This is a genomic window from Tenacibaculum bernardetii (assembly GCF_029125915.1).
Lineage (GTDB): Bacteria > Bacteroidota > Bacteroidia > Flavobacteriales > Flavobacteriaceae > Polaribacter > Polaribacter bernardetii.
The window spans coordinates 188,063-205,128 of sequence record NZ_JAQJCU010000003.1; the positions used below are offsets into that span (position 1 = coordinate 188,063).

Sequence of the window (17,066 nt, forward strand, 5' to 3'; positions counted from 1 at the left end):
GTATTTTTTGTGATCTTTAAAATCCTAAAGAACCTTTAGGTCTTTCTAAGTTTTTAATAGCAGCCATTTTTACAGCAGCTACGGCACATTCAATACCTTTGTTACCTAATTCTCCTCCAGAGCGATCTAAAGATTGTTGCTTAGTGTTATCTGTTAAGACACAGAAAATAACAGGAACATCGTATTTAATGTTTAAATCTACAATTCCTTGTGTTACTCCTTCACAAACAAAATCGAAGTGCTTTGTTTCTCCCTGAATTACGTTTCCAATTGCGATAACAGCATCTACTTTTTGAGATTCTATCATTTTTTTACAACCGTATACCAATTCGAAACTTCCAGGTACCTCCCAAGAAATAATATTCTCTTCTGTTGCACCGCAATTTAAAAGTGTTTCGATAGCACCTTTTTGTAAGTTGCCAGTAATTTCAGGATTCCATTCTGAAACAACAATCCCAAATCGAAAAGATTTCGCATTTGGGATTGAAGCTTTATCGTAATATGATAAATTTGTTGTTGCCATTATTGAGCATATTTTGCGCTATTGATATATTTTTCAATATCTCTACCTTGATCAGTAGTAGCGTATTTTTCTTTAATGCTTGTGTATAATTTTTCAGCAGTACCATATTCCTTTAAGTCCATAGCAATTTGAGCTGCTTTGAATAAAAATAAAGGAGATGTAAAGTCATTGTCTTTTTTGTTGGCAGCTTTTTGATAATAAGCTAAAGCATCTTCTGGTTGGTTAATATCAGCAAAAGCATCACCGATAGCACCTAAAGCAGTTGGGCCTAATAATTCATCATCAGAATTAAAATCACTTAAATATTCTATTGCTTTTTCGTATTTTTTCATTTTTAAGTAAGAAATACCAGCATAATAGTTTGCTAAGTTCCCTGCTTTAGTTCCGCTAAAATCAGCAGCTATATCAGTAAAACCATATTTCCCGTCACCACCAGTTAATCCTAAATTATATAAAGAATCAGCTGCAACACCTGCTGATATTGTAGCCTTTGCAAAGAAAGTTCTTGGGTAAGCTAATTCGTTAGATGCTTCTTGTTCGTTAGGTTCTGCAACAAACTTAGTGTATGCTAAATATCCTAAAATTAAAGCAGCAACTGTTACCAACCCGTAAAATAAAGGCTTGCTGTTTTTCTCAATCCATTGTTCAGATTTGTTGGCTGTATCGTCTAAAGTATTAAATACTTCGGCGGTAGTACTTTGAGATTCATCAAAGTTTTCTACTTCTTCCTGTGCAAACTTTTCTTTTTTAGGTTTATAACCTCTTTTCTTGTATGTAGCCATAATTGCTTAAAAATTAGTGGCGACAAAAGTATGTTTTTAAATTGGATTTTAAAAATCGGTTATTCGTAAAAAAAATGATAATTTGCGCTTTCTTTTTCGAAATAATTCTCATTCATGTATTTGCAGAAAATATCACTAGTAAATTTTAAGAATATAGAAACGCAAACCTTTGATTTTCAGAAGAAAATAAATTGTTTTGTAGGTGATAACGGAATTGGTAAAACCAATGTCTTAGATGCTATTTACTATTTATCTTTTGCAAAAAGTTATTTTAATTCGGTCGCTGGACAGAATATTCGTCATGGTCAAGATTTTTTTATGATCGAAGGAGATTACTTATTAGGCGACAGAAATGAGAAAATTTTGTGTTCTTTAAAAAGAGGTCAGAAAAAAATGCTAAAAAGAAACGGAAAGGCTTATGAAAAGTTTTCTGAGCACATCGGTCAGTTACCCTTGGTAATTATTTCACCTGCGGATAGAGATTTAATTGTAGAAGGAAGTGAAACTCGTAGAAAATTTATAGACGGCGTTATTTCTCAGCAAGATAAAAGCTATTTACAAGGGTTAATTTCGTATAATAAGATAATAAGTCAGCGTAACGCTTTGTTAAAGTATTTTGCAGCAAATAGAATTTTTGATGCATTAAATTTAAAAGTGTACGATGAACAATTAGTTGAATACGGAACCGTTATTTATGAGAAGAGAAAAGCTTTTTTAGAGGAGTTTGTGCCTATTTTTAATAAAAAGCATCAAATTATATCGGGCGCTAAAGAAGAAGTGAATTTACGTTATAAAAGTCAGTTACACGATTCTTCCTTAATAGATTTGTTTTCGCAAAGCTTAGAGAAAGATAGGTTGCTACAATACACGTCATCAGGAATTCATAAAGACGATTTAAATTTTGAAATAGGAGAGTATCCGATTAAAAAATTTGGCTCTCAAGGGCAACAAAAATCATATTTAATAGCTTTAAAGTTAGCGCAGTTCGAGTTTATAAAAAAACAATCTAATGTAACTCCGATTTTATTATTAGATGATATTTTTGATAAATTAGATGAAAATCGTGTTGCACAAATAGTAGATTTGGTAAATAATGATGCTTTTGGACAAATTTTTATTACCGACACGCATTTTGATCGTACCGAAAGTGTTATAAAAAAGAGTAATCAAGAATATCAGATTTTTAAATTATAAAGTAATTACAGGAAAGAATGTTAAAGTAATTAATTAAAGGTTACTTTATTTTGTTCACAATTACATATTATCATAATTAATTATGGCAAAAAGAGAAAATGATAGTCTTTCAATGAAAGATTTGTTAGGTAGTTTTATAAAAGAAGGAAACTTAAATAAAGGTTTTCAGAAAATACACATAGACGAGGCTTGGGGTAAAATGATGGGGCCAGGAGTGGTGTCATATACAAACGAAGTAAAATTGCAAAACGGAACTTTAATAGTTAGTTTAACTTCATCAGCTTTAAGGGAGCAGTTAAGTTACGGAAAAGATAAGATTATAACAATGATTAACGAAGAAATGGGTGAGACGTTGGTGAAAAAACTAATGTTGGTGTAGTAGTTTTTGTTAAAAAAAAGCCTAAAACAAAATACATAAAAAAAACTCGTTACGATTTAGTAACGAGTTTTTTTTATGTATTTTAAGAAGTGTGTTCTTAGAACATTTCTCTACCAGAAAAATGGAAAGCACCTTCAATAGTAGCATTTTCATCAGAATCAGATCCATGAACAGCATTTTCACCAATAGAAGTAGCAAACATTTTACGAATAGTTCCTTCAGCAGCATCTGCAGGGTTAGTAGCACCGATTAAAGTTCTAAAATCTTCAACAGCGTTGTCTTTTTCTAAAACAGCAGCGATAATTGGTCCGCGAGTCATAAATTCAACTAATTCACCAAAGAAAGGGCGTTCGTTATGCACAGCATAAAAAGCTTCAGCATCACGCTTAGTCATTTGCGTTTTTTTCATTGCTACGATTCTAAAACCTGCAGCATTAATTTTGTCTAATATTGCACCAGTATGTCCGTTTTCAACACCATCTGGTTTAATCATTGTAAAAGTTCTATTTGTTGCCATCTGTATTTGTTTTAATAGTTGTACGTGTGAACGTCACACAAAATCGGCGCGAAATTACACAATTTTTTTAATTTAATTGTATATTCGCCACTTATGATTTTAAAACACTTTACAGAACTCAAAGAATTTTTATCGCAACCTAAAAATATTGTGATAATAGGTCATAGGAATCCCGATGGTGATGCCGTTGGCTCTACTTTAGGATTAAAACATTATTTAGATAAAAAAGGACACACCGCTCAGGTGGTTATGCCTAATGAATATCCAGATTTTTTACATTGGATTCCTGGGTCGGATACCGTTTATCGTTTTGATCGTCAGAACAAGCAAAGTGTTCGATCTTTAAATAATTCAGAAATTGTATTCCTTTTAGATTTTAATGCATTGCACAGAGTAGGAGGCGATATGCAGAATACTTTAGAGCAATACAAGAATGATTTTGCATTGATAGATCATCATCAACAACCAGACGATTTTGAGTATATGTATTCAGATACTACTATGTCATCTACCTGTCAAATGGTATATAACTTCATTGAAATGATGGGAGATGTTGCTTTGATTGATGAAAATATAGCAACTTGTTTATATACAGGTATTATGACCGATACAGGTTCTTTCCGTTTTAGATCAACCACAAGTACAACACATCGTATTATTGCCGATTTAATTGATAAGGGAGCTAAGAATGATGAGATTCATAGCAATGTACACGATGCAAATTCATACAGCCGTTTGTTGCTGTTAGGGCAAGCTTTAAGTAATATGAAGTTGTTGCCAGAGTATAAAACAGCTTTTATAACTTTATCCGAAGAAGAAAAGAAAAAGTTTAATTACGAAAAAGGAGATACAGAAGGTGTTGTAAATTATGCACTTTCTTTAAAAGGAATTGTATTTGCAGCTATTTTTATTGAAGATAAAGAACAAGGAATAATTAAAATGTCACTTCGTAGTAAAGGGAAGTTTTCTGTAAATCAGTTTGCTAGAAATCATTTTTCAGGTGGTGGACATGACAATGCAGCTGGAGGTAAAAGTTTAGAGTCGATGGAAGATACGATTGCAACATTTACAGCGTTATTACCTAACTATCAAAAAGAATTAGAAGCATCTTATGAAGTTTAATATAGTTTTTTTCTTACTAGTTGTTTTAAGTATAAGTTCTTGTAAAGAGCCTGAAGCAAGAAGGCCAAAAAAACAAGGAACCGTTAACTTTTATAAAGAGGTTATTGCTAAAAATAAAAAACTAAATGCTTTAGAGAAAGAGCGATTAGAAAACTTTATTTCTAAAGATACAATTCATAAATATATAGCTTCAGAAAGCGGATTTTGGTATACATACATTGTTAAAGATACTTTAAATACCGTAAAACCTAAATCAGAAGACCTTGTTTTATTGAGTTATGAAGTTTCTGATGTACAAGGAAATGTTATTTATCAGAAGAAAGAAAGAAATTATAAAGTAGATAAAGAAGATTTTATTCCGGCATTACAAGATGGAATAAAGTTGATGAAAAAGGGAGAAACAATTACATTTGTAATTCCGTCATACAGAGCTTTCGGAGTTGTAGGAGATGGAAATAAGATTGTTGTAAATCAACCAATAAAAAGTACAGTAACATTAATCGAAATTAAATAACAAATAAATAAAAATGAAATTAACTAAAATTTTAGCAGCAGCAGTTGTAACCTTATCAATCGTATCATGTGGTAATAGCCAATTTGAAACAAAAAAATCATTAGCAACAGAAATAGATTCTGTAAGTTATAGTTTAGGTTTAGATATGGCGAATAAGATTAAAACAAATTTTGATGATATAGATCAAGGTTTATTCGTTCAGGGATTTAAAAACGGAATGGATTCTACCAATTTATTAGTTGAGTCTAAAGATATAAATAATGTTTTAAGAGCGTTTTTTCAGAAAAGACAAGAAGAAAAAATGAAGGAGCAACAAGCGCTTCAATCAAAAAAAGCAGAAGCTGAATTTGGAGATCATAAAAAAGCAGGTGAAGATTTCTTAGCTGAAAATAAAACAAAAGACGGTGTAAAAACAACAGCTAGTGGTTTGCAGTACATTGTTTTAAAAGAAGGAAATGGAGATGCACCAACTGCAACTTCACGTGTAAAAGTTCATTATCACGGTACATTAACAGACGGAACTGTTTTTGATAGCTCTGTAGATAGAGGTGAGCCAACAGAATTTGGAGTAAACCAAGTTATTAAAGGTTGGACAGAAGGTTTACAATTGATGAAGTCTGGAGCAAAGTATAAATTTTTTATTCCTCAAGATTTAGCTTACGGAGCGCAACAAAGAGGTGCTACAATAAAGCCTTTTTCTGCTTTAGTGTTTGATGTAGAGTTACTTGAGGTTAAGTAATAGCAATATAAAAGACTAAAATGCAATTAGGTTAGTACTTGTTACTAACCTAATTGATTGTTTATAAGAGAATCTTAAAATAATAATAAATGAAGTTTTATAAAGTTTTAATAGCAGTAATGGTATTGTTTTCAGCTTGTAAATCTGTTAAATATCCAGATTTAGAAAACGGATTGTATGCAGATTTACAAACTAATAGAGGGGATATTTTAATAAAGCTATACGAACAAGAAATGCCAATGACGGTTGCTAATTTTGTTTCTTTAGCTGAGGGAAATAATCCTAAAATGACAGACTCTTTAAAAGGGAAGCCTTATTATGATAAAACAAAATTTCATAGAGTTATTAAAGATTTTATGGTTCAGGGAGGAGATATTACTGGTACAGGTGCTGGTAATGCTGGTTATAAGTTTGGAGACGAGTTTCCTATGGATGAAAACGGACAATTAATTTACAAACATGATTCGCCAGGCGTATTGTCGATGGCAAATTCAGGAAAAGCAACAAATTCCAGTCAGTTTTTTATAACACATAAAGAAACACCTTGGTTAGATGGTTTACATTCAATTTTCGGTAAGGTGCTATTTGGTCAAAATATTGTTGATGTAATTAAGAAAAATGATTACATCAATCATGTAGCGATAATCAGAGTTGGTAAAGAAGCTAAAAAGTTTAAAGCAGCTGTTGTTTTCGAGCATGAATTAACCAATGTAGCAAAGCGAGAAGCTGAGCGTAAGAAAGCTGTAGAGGCTGCGAAACGTAAGTTTCAAGAAGAAAAAGGTATTAACGATGCTGTTGAAACAGACTCAGGCTTAAAAATATTAAAACTACAAAAAGGAAACGGTAAAAAGGTAAATCCGGCATTACCAACTACGGTGCATTATACGTTATATTTAGCAGATGGGAAAAAAATAGACTCTAGTTTAGGTAAAAAACCATTCACTTTTACAATCAACAATACAGAAAAACCATTAATAGCAGGTTGGAAAGAAGGGGTAAAAACAATGAGAGAAGGAGATAAATCAACATTTTTTATTCCTTATTATTTAGGGTATGGTGAAGCTGGTTTAGGTCCAATCATAGGTAAAGCTGATTTAATTTTTGAAATAGAAGTATTAAAAGTAGGTAAATAGTTTTGATAGAAAACATTATACAAAAAGACAAGCAACTCCTTATTTATTTAAATAATTTAGGAAGTGAGCAATGGGATGGACTTTGGTTAGCGATAACGAATCAGTTTAATTGGATTCCTTTATTCGTTTTCATACTTTTTTTGATATTTAAGCATTATGGATGGAAAAAAGGATTGTTTACCATGGTATTCATAGCAGCCTTAATTACTTTTTCAGATCAAATTACAAACGTTATAAGAGGGGTTTTTGAAAGGTTAAGGCCAAATAATGATCCTGCTATAAAAGATTTGCTAAGAACATTAATAAGACCTCAAAGTTTTAGTTTTGCTTCTGGTCATGCAACAACATCTACAGTAGTTGCTGTTTTTTTAATTATGCTTTTAAAAAATCATGTACGTTATATTAGATTCCTACTTCTTTTTCCGTTAGTTTTTGCCTATAGTAGATTGTATTTAGGTGTTCATTTTCCTATTGATATTTTATGTGGCTTTATAAACGGAACCGTAATAGGTTTTTCAGGATATTTTTTATATATGAAATTATCCAGAATAATATTTAGCTAGAATACCTAAGAAACATAAAAAAAACGATCCATTTTATATAAAATGGATCGTTTTTTTGTTGAAGATAGTTATGTTTTTTCATTTTAAGGCATCACAGGCTGTTTTGTTATATTTTTTATTATTTGTAAGAAACACTTTATGGTTTTATTAGAAGCTAGCCGTGGTTTATAAGTTGTAAAGAAAATTAATAAAAGGATATGTAATTAATTTTAATAGTGCTTATTAAAGGTTAGTTGCTTTTTTAGAACGAATTTTAGGCTATGCTTTTAAGGATATTTTTTTAATATAATAATTTAATAAGTCTGTATGTAATTGTACTGCAGGTTATGGTAGTTACTTTTCCCATTAATCTTTATAAAGTAGTAATTCATCTATTGATTAAAGCTATTAAACTAATAGTGATGCTAAGTTTTTTGTAGATGGTTATATATTTGTAACAGATACGTTAATTGTTTTTTTAATTAGAGTAGTATTTTGGTGGTATTTGAGGGGATTTGAATTCACCATGTTTGTAAAAGGTTCAGTTTTAAAAGGCTGAACCTTTTTGTTGCTATATAAAATAACATCTTTTATGAAGTGTAACTCTTTGTTTTTTAGCTTTATGAAGCTAAGTATATACTCTAGGGGTTACTACTTATTGTGAATTTTCATTAGAGTTTTTATTTAATTAATTGTATATGAGGTTTTTTGCTATCGATAAATGGGTGTTAGCAATAACAATACGTTACTCATCTAAATGATTCCGTACTGAAATAAATAACTAACATCGCTAAAAAGGATACTGATAATGACCTTTACGTTAATGTTGATAGACGTTTAATTAAAATAAGTATTCAACCATTTTGCAATACATAGTTTAATTTTAGTCGCTTACCTATAGTTATTATTCATTCATCGAAAATATCAGAAAGTGCTTTGTAGGTGTGTTAATTTTGTTTGATATGTGATTATGTAAGGTCATAGAATAAAAAGATTACAGATGTTAAATTGTATTATTATTGATGATGAATTAACGGCGATATCCATAATTGAGAAAATATGCGAGCCGGTTAAGAATTTAAAGATTGTAGGAACTTTTCAAAACCCTTTAAATGCTTTAAAGTATCTTAATAATAATGTTGTTAACCTTGTTTTTTTAGATTTACAAATGCCGGTATTTTCTGGTATTGATTTTCTTGAGGTTTTAAAGCAACAACCGGTAGTTATTATCACTTCCTCAGATAAAAAAATGATTGCTAAAGCTTCTGAATTTAAATTAGTAGCAAATCTTTTCACAAAACCATTACAACCATCTAATATTTTATCCGCATTAAGCAATATAATAAGTCAATTTAAAAAAGAGGCATCAACAATAGTTAAGAGCTGTACAGATGTAGTAGATTCATTCTGTATTATAGATGAATCTCAATTGTTATTAACCATTAATGAAAAACCTACAAAACTAAAAATTGAAGATATTTATTATATTAAAGAGGAAAAATCAAAATTACTTATCGTAGCTAAACAAGCAAGTTATGAATTATCCTTAAATCTAGAAAATGTATTATCTAAATTAGAAAATAATAGTTTTATACGTATTCATAAAAAAATTATTGTTAATCTAGCTGAAATTATCGAAATTAAGCGCGGTACTGTTTGTCTTAAAGAGCAAGTCCTTCCTATAGGGGCTAGTTATAAAAAAGTATTATTATCTCATCTTAACGTGTTGTAAATAATATGAAACATTTTAAAAAGAGTCGAATTCCTTTTGCTTTTAGCTTAAAGCATCAACAACATATCTTTAACTTAGTTATACATGCCCTATAGTTTTTTTGAGCATTAAGTTTATGTTGTTGCTTCAGTATTACAATGTAAGTTAAGACTTGTCAAATATTCATAAATACCGCAAATTAATTTATAGAAATAATTATAAGAAGTAAATATGCGTAAAATAGACGTTTATGTTATAAATGTGTTAATTTTATTTTATAGATAGTTATGTATAGGTGAATGTTGTCGCCATAAATAATAAGTTGCTCACTTATATAAAAGTTTACTTAATCGAGATAGCAAGAAATAAGGCTTTAAGATATAGTTTTTTTATAATGTAATTCAAAATAAAACATTATGAAAACGGTATAAACCAACTTGTTTTTTTGTGTTCAGTCTTGTATTTACTTTTTGAGTGGAAGAAAATATAGATGCAAAGAAAGTATTAGTGAATGTAGTTTATGGTTTCTCATGAGCACTACCTGTAGTAAATACATGAATAATTAATGGAGTGTTACATAATGTAATACTCCGTTAATCGACACAAAACAACTGTTCGGCTACATAAAAGATCCAGCTAAAGATGTTTAAACGTGTCAAAAACTGATACATTGTATATTTGTAGTGTTATCAAAGTATAGTTATTTATAACAGTCGTATTATGTATGCTAAGTAGCATTTCAGTTTACTTCTATAAAAGATGAATAGTGTATATCGAGATTCAAAAAATGTACAGAAATTAAAAATAACCCTTCATAAGTTATTTGATTTTTATCGCCCCCCCCCAATTCCCCCTTTGTATAAAAAAACCACTTGATTAAGTCTAGTGGTTTTTTCGTTTTAAGGCATCACAGGCTGTTTTGTTATACTTTTTATTATTTGTAAGAAACACTTTTTAGTTTTATTAGAAGATAGCCGTGGTTTATAAGTTGTAAAGAAAATTAATAAAAGGATATGTAATTAATTTAATAGCGCTTATTAAAGGTTAGTTGCTTTTTGTTTTTAAGTTTTACGAAGCTAAGTAAATGTTCTTAGGGGTGTTGTTTTTGTAAATTTCTGTCATAGTGTATTGGTTTAATTAATTGATTGTTAGTGTGTTGTTTTTTTGTTTCGACGGTAATTGTGTGTCGGTCAACGGGTGTTAGCAATAACAATACGTTACTCATCTATACAAACGTTTAGCTAATCGAAATATTATAAAACAAGGTTCATGCCTGTTGTAATTTTATAATGTAATCAAAACCAGTACATTATGAAAACGCTACAAGCCATCGTATTTTTTTTAGTATTCAGTTTAATATTTGCTTCTTGTTCTGAAGAAAACATAGATACAGATCTTTATGATACTATATCTTTAATAGTGCCAGAAAACAAGGTAATAGAAATTGAAATTTTAGCGTTGATTAATCAGTATAGAGTTGATAAAGGATTAAGTAGCTTAGGTCAAATGAATGTGATAAAAGCACAAGCTTACACACATACCGATTATATGATAACGCAAGCAGTCCCATCACATGATAATTTTTTTAAAAGAAGCGAATATTTAAAAAAACATTCAGGAGCAAAAAGAGTTTCAGAGAATGTAGCTTATGGCTTTTCAAGTGCAAAAAACTTGGTAAATGCTTGGGTAAAAAGTGAAGATCATAAAAAAAATATGGAAGGAGATTATACACACTTCCAGATATCAGCAGAGCAAAACGAAAATGGTAAGTGGTATTTTACAAACATGTTTATCAAAAAATAATTAGTATAATTTGGTGAAGTTTTCAATATGAAAAAACAATAATTTAATAAGGGTAATTGTAAATAATAAAACTGGAGAGGAGTGTAAAATGGATCGTTTTTTTAGAAAACAGTTATGTCTGCCTAGATTTTAAAGAAAAGGAGTTTTTATAAATCGAAAAAAGCTTACAAAGTAAGCTTTTTCTTTAATCCCCTAAAAAAAGCCGAAGCGTTAGCTTCGGCTTTGCGGAGAAAGAGGTTCTTCCACCTATCTTGAAACATCAATGTTTATAGTACTTACCAAAGCTTAACTTTTTAGGGTAACTAATAAGGTAACTCTCGTTGTTTTACTTCTAATTTATTTCAATGAACAATTCAAGTGCTAAGATAATGTAATTATAGACAATTTTATCACAACACTTTTTCTAAAGGAAAGTTCGGAACAGAGTCTCTATAAGATTATTGTTTCGTGTAGTCACCTATAAATAAATTTTTTAGGGAATGCTAGGGAATCCCTCGCTATACCTGTAAACATGTGAGATATTTGCCCTGTATTAATAATTAATAAAAATAATATTATGGCAAAATCAAGTATTGAATGGACAGAAGAAACATGGAATCCAACTACAGGATGTAGTAAAGTTTCACAAGGTTGTAAATTCTGTTATGCAGAAGTTTTATCAAAAAGATGGCAATCTATGGGAATCGAAAAGTATAAGGACAACTTCGAGGTTAGAATTCATCCTAAAACATTAGTGATTCCTTACAAATGGAGAAAACCTAGAGTCGTTTTTGTGAACTCTATGAGCGATTTATTTCATGAAGAAATTCCTCTAGACTACATTAAACAAGTCTTTAAGGTTATGAATGATAACCAGAGACATACATTCCAACTATTAACCAAACGAGCTGAACGACTTCTGGAAGTTCATTCAGAACTGGATTGGACTCCTAATATATGGATGGGTGTTTCTGTGGAAAATCAGTTGGTTGAAAATCGTATCGATTGCTTAAGAGAAACCGATGCTCATGTCAAATTTTTATCTCTAGAGCCGTTACTAGGCGCATTACCTAATATGAATCTTGACAAAATTGATTGGGTAATTGTAGGAGGCGAAAGTGGAAGCAAGGCAAGACCCATGGAAAAAGATTGGGTAATTGATATTCAACAGCAATGCGAAAAATCTGATGTTCATTTCTTCTTCAAACAATGGGGAGGCAAAAACAAGAAAAAAGCTGGTAGGATTTTAAATGGACGCACTTATGATGCTATGCCAGAGATGATTAACTTAAAAAAAGACGTCTAAAATGAAAAATATAAAAAAAGTAATTGACAATAAATTAAAAACAAAAAGCATGAAAAAAGAAATTAAAAAATTAAGAAAAGAATTAAAATTAGTTATTGGTAAACATGATAACATAATTGATGTTATGAAATATGGTAATGAAAAACAAGTGCAGATAAAATTTGATTCAATATCAGAAATGGAAGCAAGATATGATTCATGGAAAACATTAGTGCATTCAACAAATTTTGTAGGTAATCCCTATGAGAACAATTCATACATGAAAATAGAGGAGGAGGAATACTTGGTAGTAATTTATCCACCAAAATATATTAATGGTGATTCAAATTGGACTAAGTATAGGGTGGATGAATTGGATTTTCTTCATACAGTAGCAACAATATCTTTTTTCTTTACCAAAGAATAATTGAATTTGAATTGAGGTAATTTGTTTAGCTTGTCTGCTATAGCTTAGAAGGTCATTACTTCTTTACGAGCTGAATAAATTATTTTCATTGCATCTAATTCGCTATAAAAATAATATTACTTAATAATTTTAGGGAATGCTAGGGAATCCCTCGCTATACCTAGAGTTATGTTAGATATTTGCATCAGTGAAACAATTAACACTAACATTTTAAATTATTATATTATGAAAAACATTCATCCAAGTTTTAAAGCAGTAGAAAGTACAATTACAGAAAACACATTAAACTTTAGATTAACTGAAAAAAATGGCAAATACGGAGTTATCTTCCAAGGAAATGAAGCAATCGCTTTTGCAATGTTCAACAATGAAGACTTTGGTTTATCTGTAGCATTTAAGAAGGGAGTCAGTAAAGAGTATTCGAAAAAAGATATTGTGTTAGCTACGTTTAACGCTACGAATAATTTTTACGGTATGCATAACTACAGGGTAACTGAAAACAATACTATTTTTAACGCACACTATAAGAAATTTAATGAACTGAATGATTAATTACTTAACCAATGTTACTGAATACAAGAAAGCCTATTAGAAAGGTTCTGATAGGCTTGAATTATAATACAGTGAGCAAACATGATATTTATAAACTCATATAAATATCATCCAATTCTTCTTGTCTTATACCTAGGTAACGTTTTGTAATTGCTGGTGACGAATGATTAAACAAATCTGATAAATATAATAGAGCCTTTTCAGTCTCATTATTATTAGAGTACACTTGACGACCAAAAGTTTTTCTTAGTGAATGCGTAGAAATTGATAATTTTTTAGTTCCAAAGAATTCTTTGATTTTACGATTTACATATTGAGTACTGTAAACGGTGTTTTGGTTTGAAGTAAAAATAAAACCTTCATGAACGTCAACTTTAGATTTTAATAAATCAAAAGCATTTTTAATATTATCGTTAATTCTTATAATACGTTTCTTATTTGTCTTTTTTTCAAGTAGTGTTATTGAATCAGATTCTAAATCTGAAAACTTTAACGATAATAAGTCTGATATGCGTAAACCAGAATTAATACCTAAAACGACTAAAAACCCTAATTTATAGTTTTTGTCATTTTTAATTATTTTGATTGCTTTGTTAAGCGTAGAATCAAAATTTAAATAATCACTTGTAGTAACAGAACCTTTAACACTCATATCTTTATTATATCTAATACAAATATAATAAAAATAGTTTCATTTTTAGTTAAATTTAGTCAAAAGTGAAACTAATTTACGTGTGATTTCCGTGAAATACACGTAAGTAGTTGGTGTTTAAGTGTTTAGTGAAATGAAAAAGTTTCACTTCTAATAATAGTGAAACTTTTTAGTGTTGTTTTTAAAATGTTCTGTTCGATTACTTATTCAATCGTTCATAAACTTTTTTCAACATATAATCTTTCACTAATCCACCAAAATTTTTATCATCCATCATTTTCGTGAAAATATCTTGATTTTGCTCCATTCGTGCAATTAGCTTATCCATAAAAGCATCTTCGAAACCAAATTTAAAATTAGATAACGTATTGTTTTTCGCTTGTTCTGATAATTTATCATCTAAAATCAACTCAGCTTCTATTTGGTCGAAAAACAATTTATCCGCATCATTAAACTCCGTTCCAAATCTATTATTCAGCACGTTTATAATTTCAGATAAGGCTTCTTGTTCTTCTTTGTTCATTCGAATTCCAGCTCCATCCATTCCCTCCAAGCCATATTCATTTTGACCTTCCATTACGATATTCTGTTCAGCTACACGTTGTAATCGGTAATACTCTAGAGATACTTCGTCACCAAGTTGAAATCTATCTTCTTGGTTTTTTCGTGGTAATTTCTTCAATAAGAATCTAGAGTACGTAAATAACTTCTCCAGTTCTACATCGCTAAACGGCATAATTTGCGTTAAAAACGAATATAATCTGGTAAAGGTTTGTATGGCGTGTTTAAAATTATCTTGCGTAATTTCTGTTCCAATAACATCGTCTTTACTATTTTCTTCTGGTAATTGTTTAAAGCGTTCTACTGCTGGGTCTATAAACGCATTAAGTTTACCTTGTTCTTTTACATTTAAAGCTCTTGCAGATTTAAAGAACACATTACAAAAATTATCAATTTCAGATTCCCAGATAATTTGACCTTTTTCAATTTCGGATTTTAAATCGTATAATTGGTTTGGGTCTGTAGTGTTTTGAATCGTTGTTAACTCGTAATATGGTTGAAAAGAATTTAATATATCTTCGGTTTCATTAGTAAAGTCAAGAATAAAGGTATCTTCTTTTCCAGCATGCATTCTGTTTAATCTGGATAAGGTTTGTACACACTTTACACCAGATAATTTTTTATCTACGTACATGGTATGCAATAACGGCTGGTCGAATCCTGTTTGATATTTATCAGCGACCAATAATAATTGGTATTCATCCGAAGCAAACTTTTTAGGTAATTCCTTTTCCTTAAATCCGTTGAGTTCTACTTCTGTTACACCTTCTGGATATGCATCGTAAATCACTTTACCCGAAAATGCTACTACGGTTTTAATATCTGTATAGCCTTTATTTTTTATGTATTTATCAAATTCTTCTTTATAACGAACCGCATGTAATCTAGAACCAGTTACTAACATGGCTTTGGCTTTACCACCAATTTTCTTGGAAACGACTTGTCTAAAATGCTCTATAATTACTTCCGTTTTTTGTGCCAAGTTATGCGGATGCAATGACATAAAACGACCTATAGCTCTAGCAGCTTGTTTTTTATTAACCTTCGGGTCGTCTTCAATTTCTTTAGATAGCTTGAAGTACGTTTTATACGTTGTATAGTTTTTTAAAACATCCAGAATAAAACCTTCTTCAATGGCTTGTTTCATACTATATAAATGAAACGGCTTTGGAATTCCTTCGCTATTAAGCGTACCAAAAACTTCTATCGTTTTAGTTTTTGGTGTTGCTGTAAATGCAAAAAAGCTGAGGTTGTCTTGTTTTCCTCTGGCTTCCATAGATTTTCTAATCTGGTCTTCGGCATCTTCATCTAATCCAGAATGTACATCTTCTAAAATGGCATCTTCTAAAGTTTTTGCAGATAATACTTCTTTTAACTTCTTTGTTCCTTCACCTCCTTGGCTAGAATGCGCTTCATCAATTATAACAGCATATTTTTTTGCTTGAAGTTCTCCAATCTTTTCTATGATAAACGGAAACTTTTGCAATGTGGTGATAATGATATTAGAACCAGCTGTAATAGCATCGGCTAACTGTTGTGAATTCTTATCTATTTTTTGGACCACGCCTTGCTTGTGTTCAAACTGGTATATGGTATTTTGTAACTGACTATCTAATACTTTACGGTCTGTAATAACAATTACCGAATCGAAAACACGCTCGTTTTGGGTATTGTGTAAACTAGATAATCTATAAGATAACCAAGCAATGGAATTAGATTTACCAGAACCAGCAGAATGCTGAACCAGATAGTTTTGTCCAGCTCCTTTTGCCTTAGCATCTTTGGTTAGTTTACGAACCACATCCATCTGGTGAAACCTTGGAAATATCATGGTTTCCTTTTTCTTCTTTACGCCATTAAGCTCGTAAACTTCCACATCTAAATGCAAAAACTTACCAATAATGTCCATAAAACTATCTTTAGCTAAAACGTATTCCCATAAATAGGCTGTACGATACCCATCTTTATTTAAAGGATTACCAGCACCGTTATTAGCTCCCAAATTAAAGGGTAAGTATCTTGTTTTTTTACCAGCTAATTTTGTTGTCATTTCGCATTCATCGGCATCTAAAGCAAAATGAACCAACGTTCTTTTTTTAAATTGAAATATAGGTTCGCTGGCTTCTCTATCGAATTTATATTGCTTTTTAGCATTACTAACATTTTGCCCAGAAAACTGATTTTTAAGCTCTATGGTTGCAATAGGTAAACCATTTAAACTTAGTACAATGTCTAACGAGTTTTTACCTTTACGTTCGTAGTATAACTGTCTGGTAACTGCTAAATGATTCTTACTATATAAAATCTCAGCTTCTGGATTTAAAGTACTCTCTGGACGAAAATACGCCATATTGAACTTTACCCCATAATCAGTGAAACCATTACGTAAAACCTCTAACGTACCTTTTGAATCTAACTCTTTTAGTAAGCGTTGCATTACTTTGGTTTCTACAGCATCTTTGTGAATATTAGCCAGTTTATCCCATTGTTTTGGTTGCGAGTTCTTCAAAAACTCGATAACGTATTTTGGGAAAATTCCTAAATCTGCATTAAAATCTGTGGAATATCCTTTTACATAATCACCATCTTCTAATAAGGATAACTCTATTGCTGCTTCAAATGTTAATTCTGTATGTATTCCTTTAGCCATG

General features: G+C 30.5%; 17 protein-coding genes. 12 read left to right on the forward strand and 5 right to left on the reverse strand.

Annotated features, from left to right (window positions below; translation table 11 throughout):
* Positions 1-16 precede the first annotated feature (16 nt).
* Entirely contained in the window at positions 17-523 is a 507-nt protein-coding gene (ribH, locus tag P2G10_RS03865; protein WP_275315243.1) for a 6,7-dimethyl-8-ribityllumazine synthase, read from the reverse strand.
* The gene (locus tag P2G10_RS03870; RefSeq protein ID WP_218771101.1) at positions 523-1,305 is read right to left on the reverse strand and encodes a tetratricopeptide repeat protein; all 783 of its coding nucleotides are present in this window, start codon (positions 1,303-1,305) and stop codon (positions 523-525) included. The genes ribH and P2G10_RS03870 overlap by 1 nt, the downstream gene beginning before the upstream one ends.
* Before the next feature lie 114 nt (positions 1,306-1,419).
* Here P2G10_RS03870 and recF point away from each other — a divergent pair, with 114 nt between their 5' ends.
* A complete protein-coding gene (recF, locus tag P2G10_RS03875) occupies positions 1,420-2,499 on the forward strand; it encodes a DNA replication/repair protein RecF (protein ID WP_275315244.1) in 1,080 nt (359 codons plus the stop codon).
* Between the two features lie 82 nt (positions 2,500-2,581).
* On the forward strand, positions 2,582-2,878 hold the full coding sequence (locus tag P2G10_RS03880; protein WP_275315245.1) for a DciA family protein: 297 nt from the start codon (positions 2,582-2,584) through the stop codon (positions 2,876-2,878).
* A gap of 97 nt (positions 2,879-2,975) precedes the next feature.
* Here P2G10_RS03880 and P2G10_RS03885 read toward each other — a convergent pair whose 3' ends face one another.
* Positions 2,976-3,395, reverse strand: coding sequence for a nucleoside-diphosphate kinase (locus P2G10_RS03885; RefSeq protein WP_275315246.1), 420 nt, complete (start codon positions 3,393-3,395; stop codon positions 2,976-2,978).
* Between the two features lie 93 nt (positions 3,396-3,488).
* On the opposite strand from P2G10_RS03885, the gene P2G10_RS03890 reads away from it, so the two are divergent.
* The 10 genes from P2G10_RS03890 (at position 3,489) to P2G10_RS03935 (ending at position 13,202) form a co-directional block, all read left to right on the forward strand.
* Positions 3,489-4,517, forward strand: a complete 1,029-nt coding sequence (locus P2G10_RS03890) for a DHH family phosphoesterase (protein WP_218771097.1) — start codon at positions 3,489-3,491, stop codon at positions 4,515-4,517.
* Positions 4,507-5,031: a gliding motility-associated peptidyl-prolyl isomerase GldI gene (gldI, locus tag P2G10_RS03895; RefSeq protein ID WP_218771096.1), complete on the forward strand. Its 525-nt coding sequence runs from the start codon at positions 4,507-4,509 to the stop codon at positions 5,029-5,031. Before P2G10_RS03890 ends, gldI begins: the two co-directional genes overlap by 11 nt.
* Before the next feature lie 13 nt (positions 5,032-5,044).
* Positions 5,045-5,770: a BamJ family beta-barrel-assembly machinery protein gene (locus P2G10_RS03900; protein ID WP_218771095.1), complete on the forward strand. Its 726-nt coding sequence runs from the start codon at positions 5,045-5,047 to the stop codon at positions 5,768-5,770.
* A gap of 89 nt (positions 5,771-5,859) precedes the next feature.
* Positions 5,860-6,903 (forward strand): peptidylprolyl isomerase, encoded by a 1,044-nt coding sequence (locus P2G10_RS03905; protein ID WP_275315248.1) that lies wholly within the window; start codon positions 5,860-5,862, stop codon positions 6,901-6,903.
* Between the two features lie 2 nt (positions 6,904-6,905).
* Positions 6,906-7,466 (forward strand): phosphatase PAP2 family protein, encoded by a 561-nt coding sequence (locus P2G10_RS03910; RefSeq protein ID WP_275315249.1) that lies wholly within the window; start codon positions 6,906-6,908, stop codon positions 7,464-7,466.
* 979 nt (positions 7,467-8,445) lie between these two features.
* Positions 8,446-9,177: a LytR/AlgR family response regulator transcription factor gene (locus P2G10_RS03915; protein WP_275315250.1), complete on the forward strand. Its 732-nt coding sequence runs from the start codon at positions 8,446-8,448 to the stop codon at positions 9,175-9,177.
* Between the two features lie 1,290 nt (positions 9,178-10,467).
* On the forward strand, positions 10,468-10,959 hold the full coding sequence (locus P2G10_RS03920) for a CAP domain-containing protein (protein ID WP_275315252.1): 492 nt from the start codon (positions 10,468-10,470) through the stop codon (positions 10,957-10,959).
* A gap of 556 nt (positions 10,960-11,515) precedes the next feature.
* Positions 11,516-12,244 (forward strand): DUF5131 family protein, encoded by a 729-nt coding sequence (locus P2G10_RS03925; RefSeq protein WP_275315254.1) that lies wholly within the window; start codon positions 11,516-11,518, stop codon positions 12,242-12,244.
* Position 12,245: 1 nt separating this feature from the next.
* Complete coding sequence (locus P2G10_RS03930; protein ID WP_275315255.1) at positions 12,246-12,650, forward strand: hypothetical protein; 405 nt, start codon at positions 12,246-12,248, stop codon at positions 12,648-12,650.
* Positions 12,651-12,875: 225 nt separating this feature from the next.
* Complete coding sequence (locus P2G10_RS03935; protein ID WP_275315257.1) at positions 12,876-13,202, forward strand: hypothetical protein; 327 nt, start codon at positions 12,876-12,878, stop codon at positions 13,200-13,202.
* A gap of 88 nt (positions 13,203-13,290) precedes the next feature.
* On the opposite strand, the gene P2G10_RS03940 is transcribed toward P2G10_RS03935, so the two are convergent.
* Both P2G10_RS03940 and P2G10_RS03945 read right to left on the reverse strand, forming a co-directional pair.
* Positions 13,291-13,854 (reverse strand): tyrosine-type recombinase/integrase, encoded by a 564-nt coding sequence (locus P2G10_RS03940; protein ID WP_275315258.1) that lies wholly within the window; start codon positions 13,852-13,854, stop codon positions 13,291-13,293.
* A gap of 199 nt (positions 13,855-14,053) precedes the next feature.
* Positions 14,054-17,065: a type I restriction endonuclease subunit R gene (locus P2G10_RS03945; RefSeq protein ID WP_275315259.1), complete on the reverse strand. Its 3,012-nt coding sequence runs from the start codon at positions 17,063-17,065 to the stop codon at positions 14,054-14,056.
* Position 17,066: the final 1 nt, after the last annotated feature.

Bases quoted from the DNA above. Each gene is read 5' to 3' on its own strand.
- ribH (WP_275315243.1), bottom strand. From the start codon at position 523: ATGGCAACAACAAATTTATCATATTACGATAAAGCTTCAATCCCAAAT.
- P2G10_RS03870 (WP_218771101.1), bottom strand. From the start codon at position 1,305: ATGGCTACATACAAGAAAAGAGGTTATAAACCTAAAAAAGAAAAGTTT.
- recF (WP_275315244.1), top strand. From the start codon at position 1,420: ATGTATTTGCAGAAAATATCACTAGTAAATTTTAAGAATATAGAAACG.
- P2G10_RS03880 (WP_275315245.1), top strand. From the start codon at position 2,582: ATGGCAAAAAGAGAAAATGATAGTCTTTCAATGAAAGATTTGTTAGGT.
- P2G10_RS03885 (WP_275315246.1), bottom strand. From the start codon at position 3,395: ATGGCAACAAATAGAACTTTTACAATGATTAAACCAGATGGTGTTGAA.
- P2G10_RS03890 (WP_218771097.1), top strand. From the start codon at position 3,489: ATGATTTTAAAACACTTTACAGAACTCAAAGAATTTTTATCGCAACCT.
- gldI (WP_218771096.1), top strand. From the start codon at position 4,507: ATGAAGTTTAATATAGTTTTTTTCTTACTAGTTGTTTTAAGTATAAGT.
- P2G10_RS03900 (WP_218771095.1), top strand. From the start codon at position 5,045: ATGAAATTAACTAAAATTTTAGCAGCAGCAGTTGTAACCTTATCAATC.
- P2G10_RS03905 (WP_275315248.1), top strand. From the start codon at position 5,860: ATGAAGTTTTATAAAGTTTTAATAGCAGTAATGGTATTGTTTTCAGCT.
- P2G10_RS03915 (WP_275315250.1), top strand. From the start codon at position 8,446: ATGTTAAATTGTATTATTATTGATGATGAATTAACGGCGATATCCATA.
- P2G10_RS03920 (WP_275315252.1), top strand. From the start codon at position 10,468: ATGAAAACGCTACAAGCCATCGTATTTTTTTTAGTATTCAGTTTAATA.
- P2G10_RS03925 (WP_275315254.1), top strand. From the start codon at position 11,516: ATGGCAAAATCAAGTATTGAATGGACAGAAGAAACATGGAATCCAACT.
- P2G10_RS03930 (WP_275315255.1), top strand. From the start codon at position 12,246: ATGAAAAATATAAAAAAAGTAATTGACAATAAATTAAAAACAAAAAGC.
- P2G10_RS03935 (WP_275315257.1), top strand. From the start codon at position 12,876: ATGAAAAACATTCATCCAAGTTTTAAAGCAGTAGAAAGTACAATTACA.
- P2G10_RS03940 (WP_275315258.1), bottom strand. From the start codon at position 13,854: ATGAGTGTTAAAGGTTCTGTTACTACAAGTGATTATTTAAATTTTGAT.
- P2G10_RS03945 (WP_275315259.1), bottom strand. From the start codon at position 17,065: ATGGCTAAAGGAATACATACAGAATTAACATTTGAAGCAGCAATAGAG.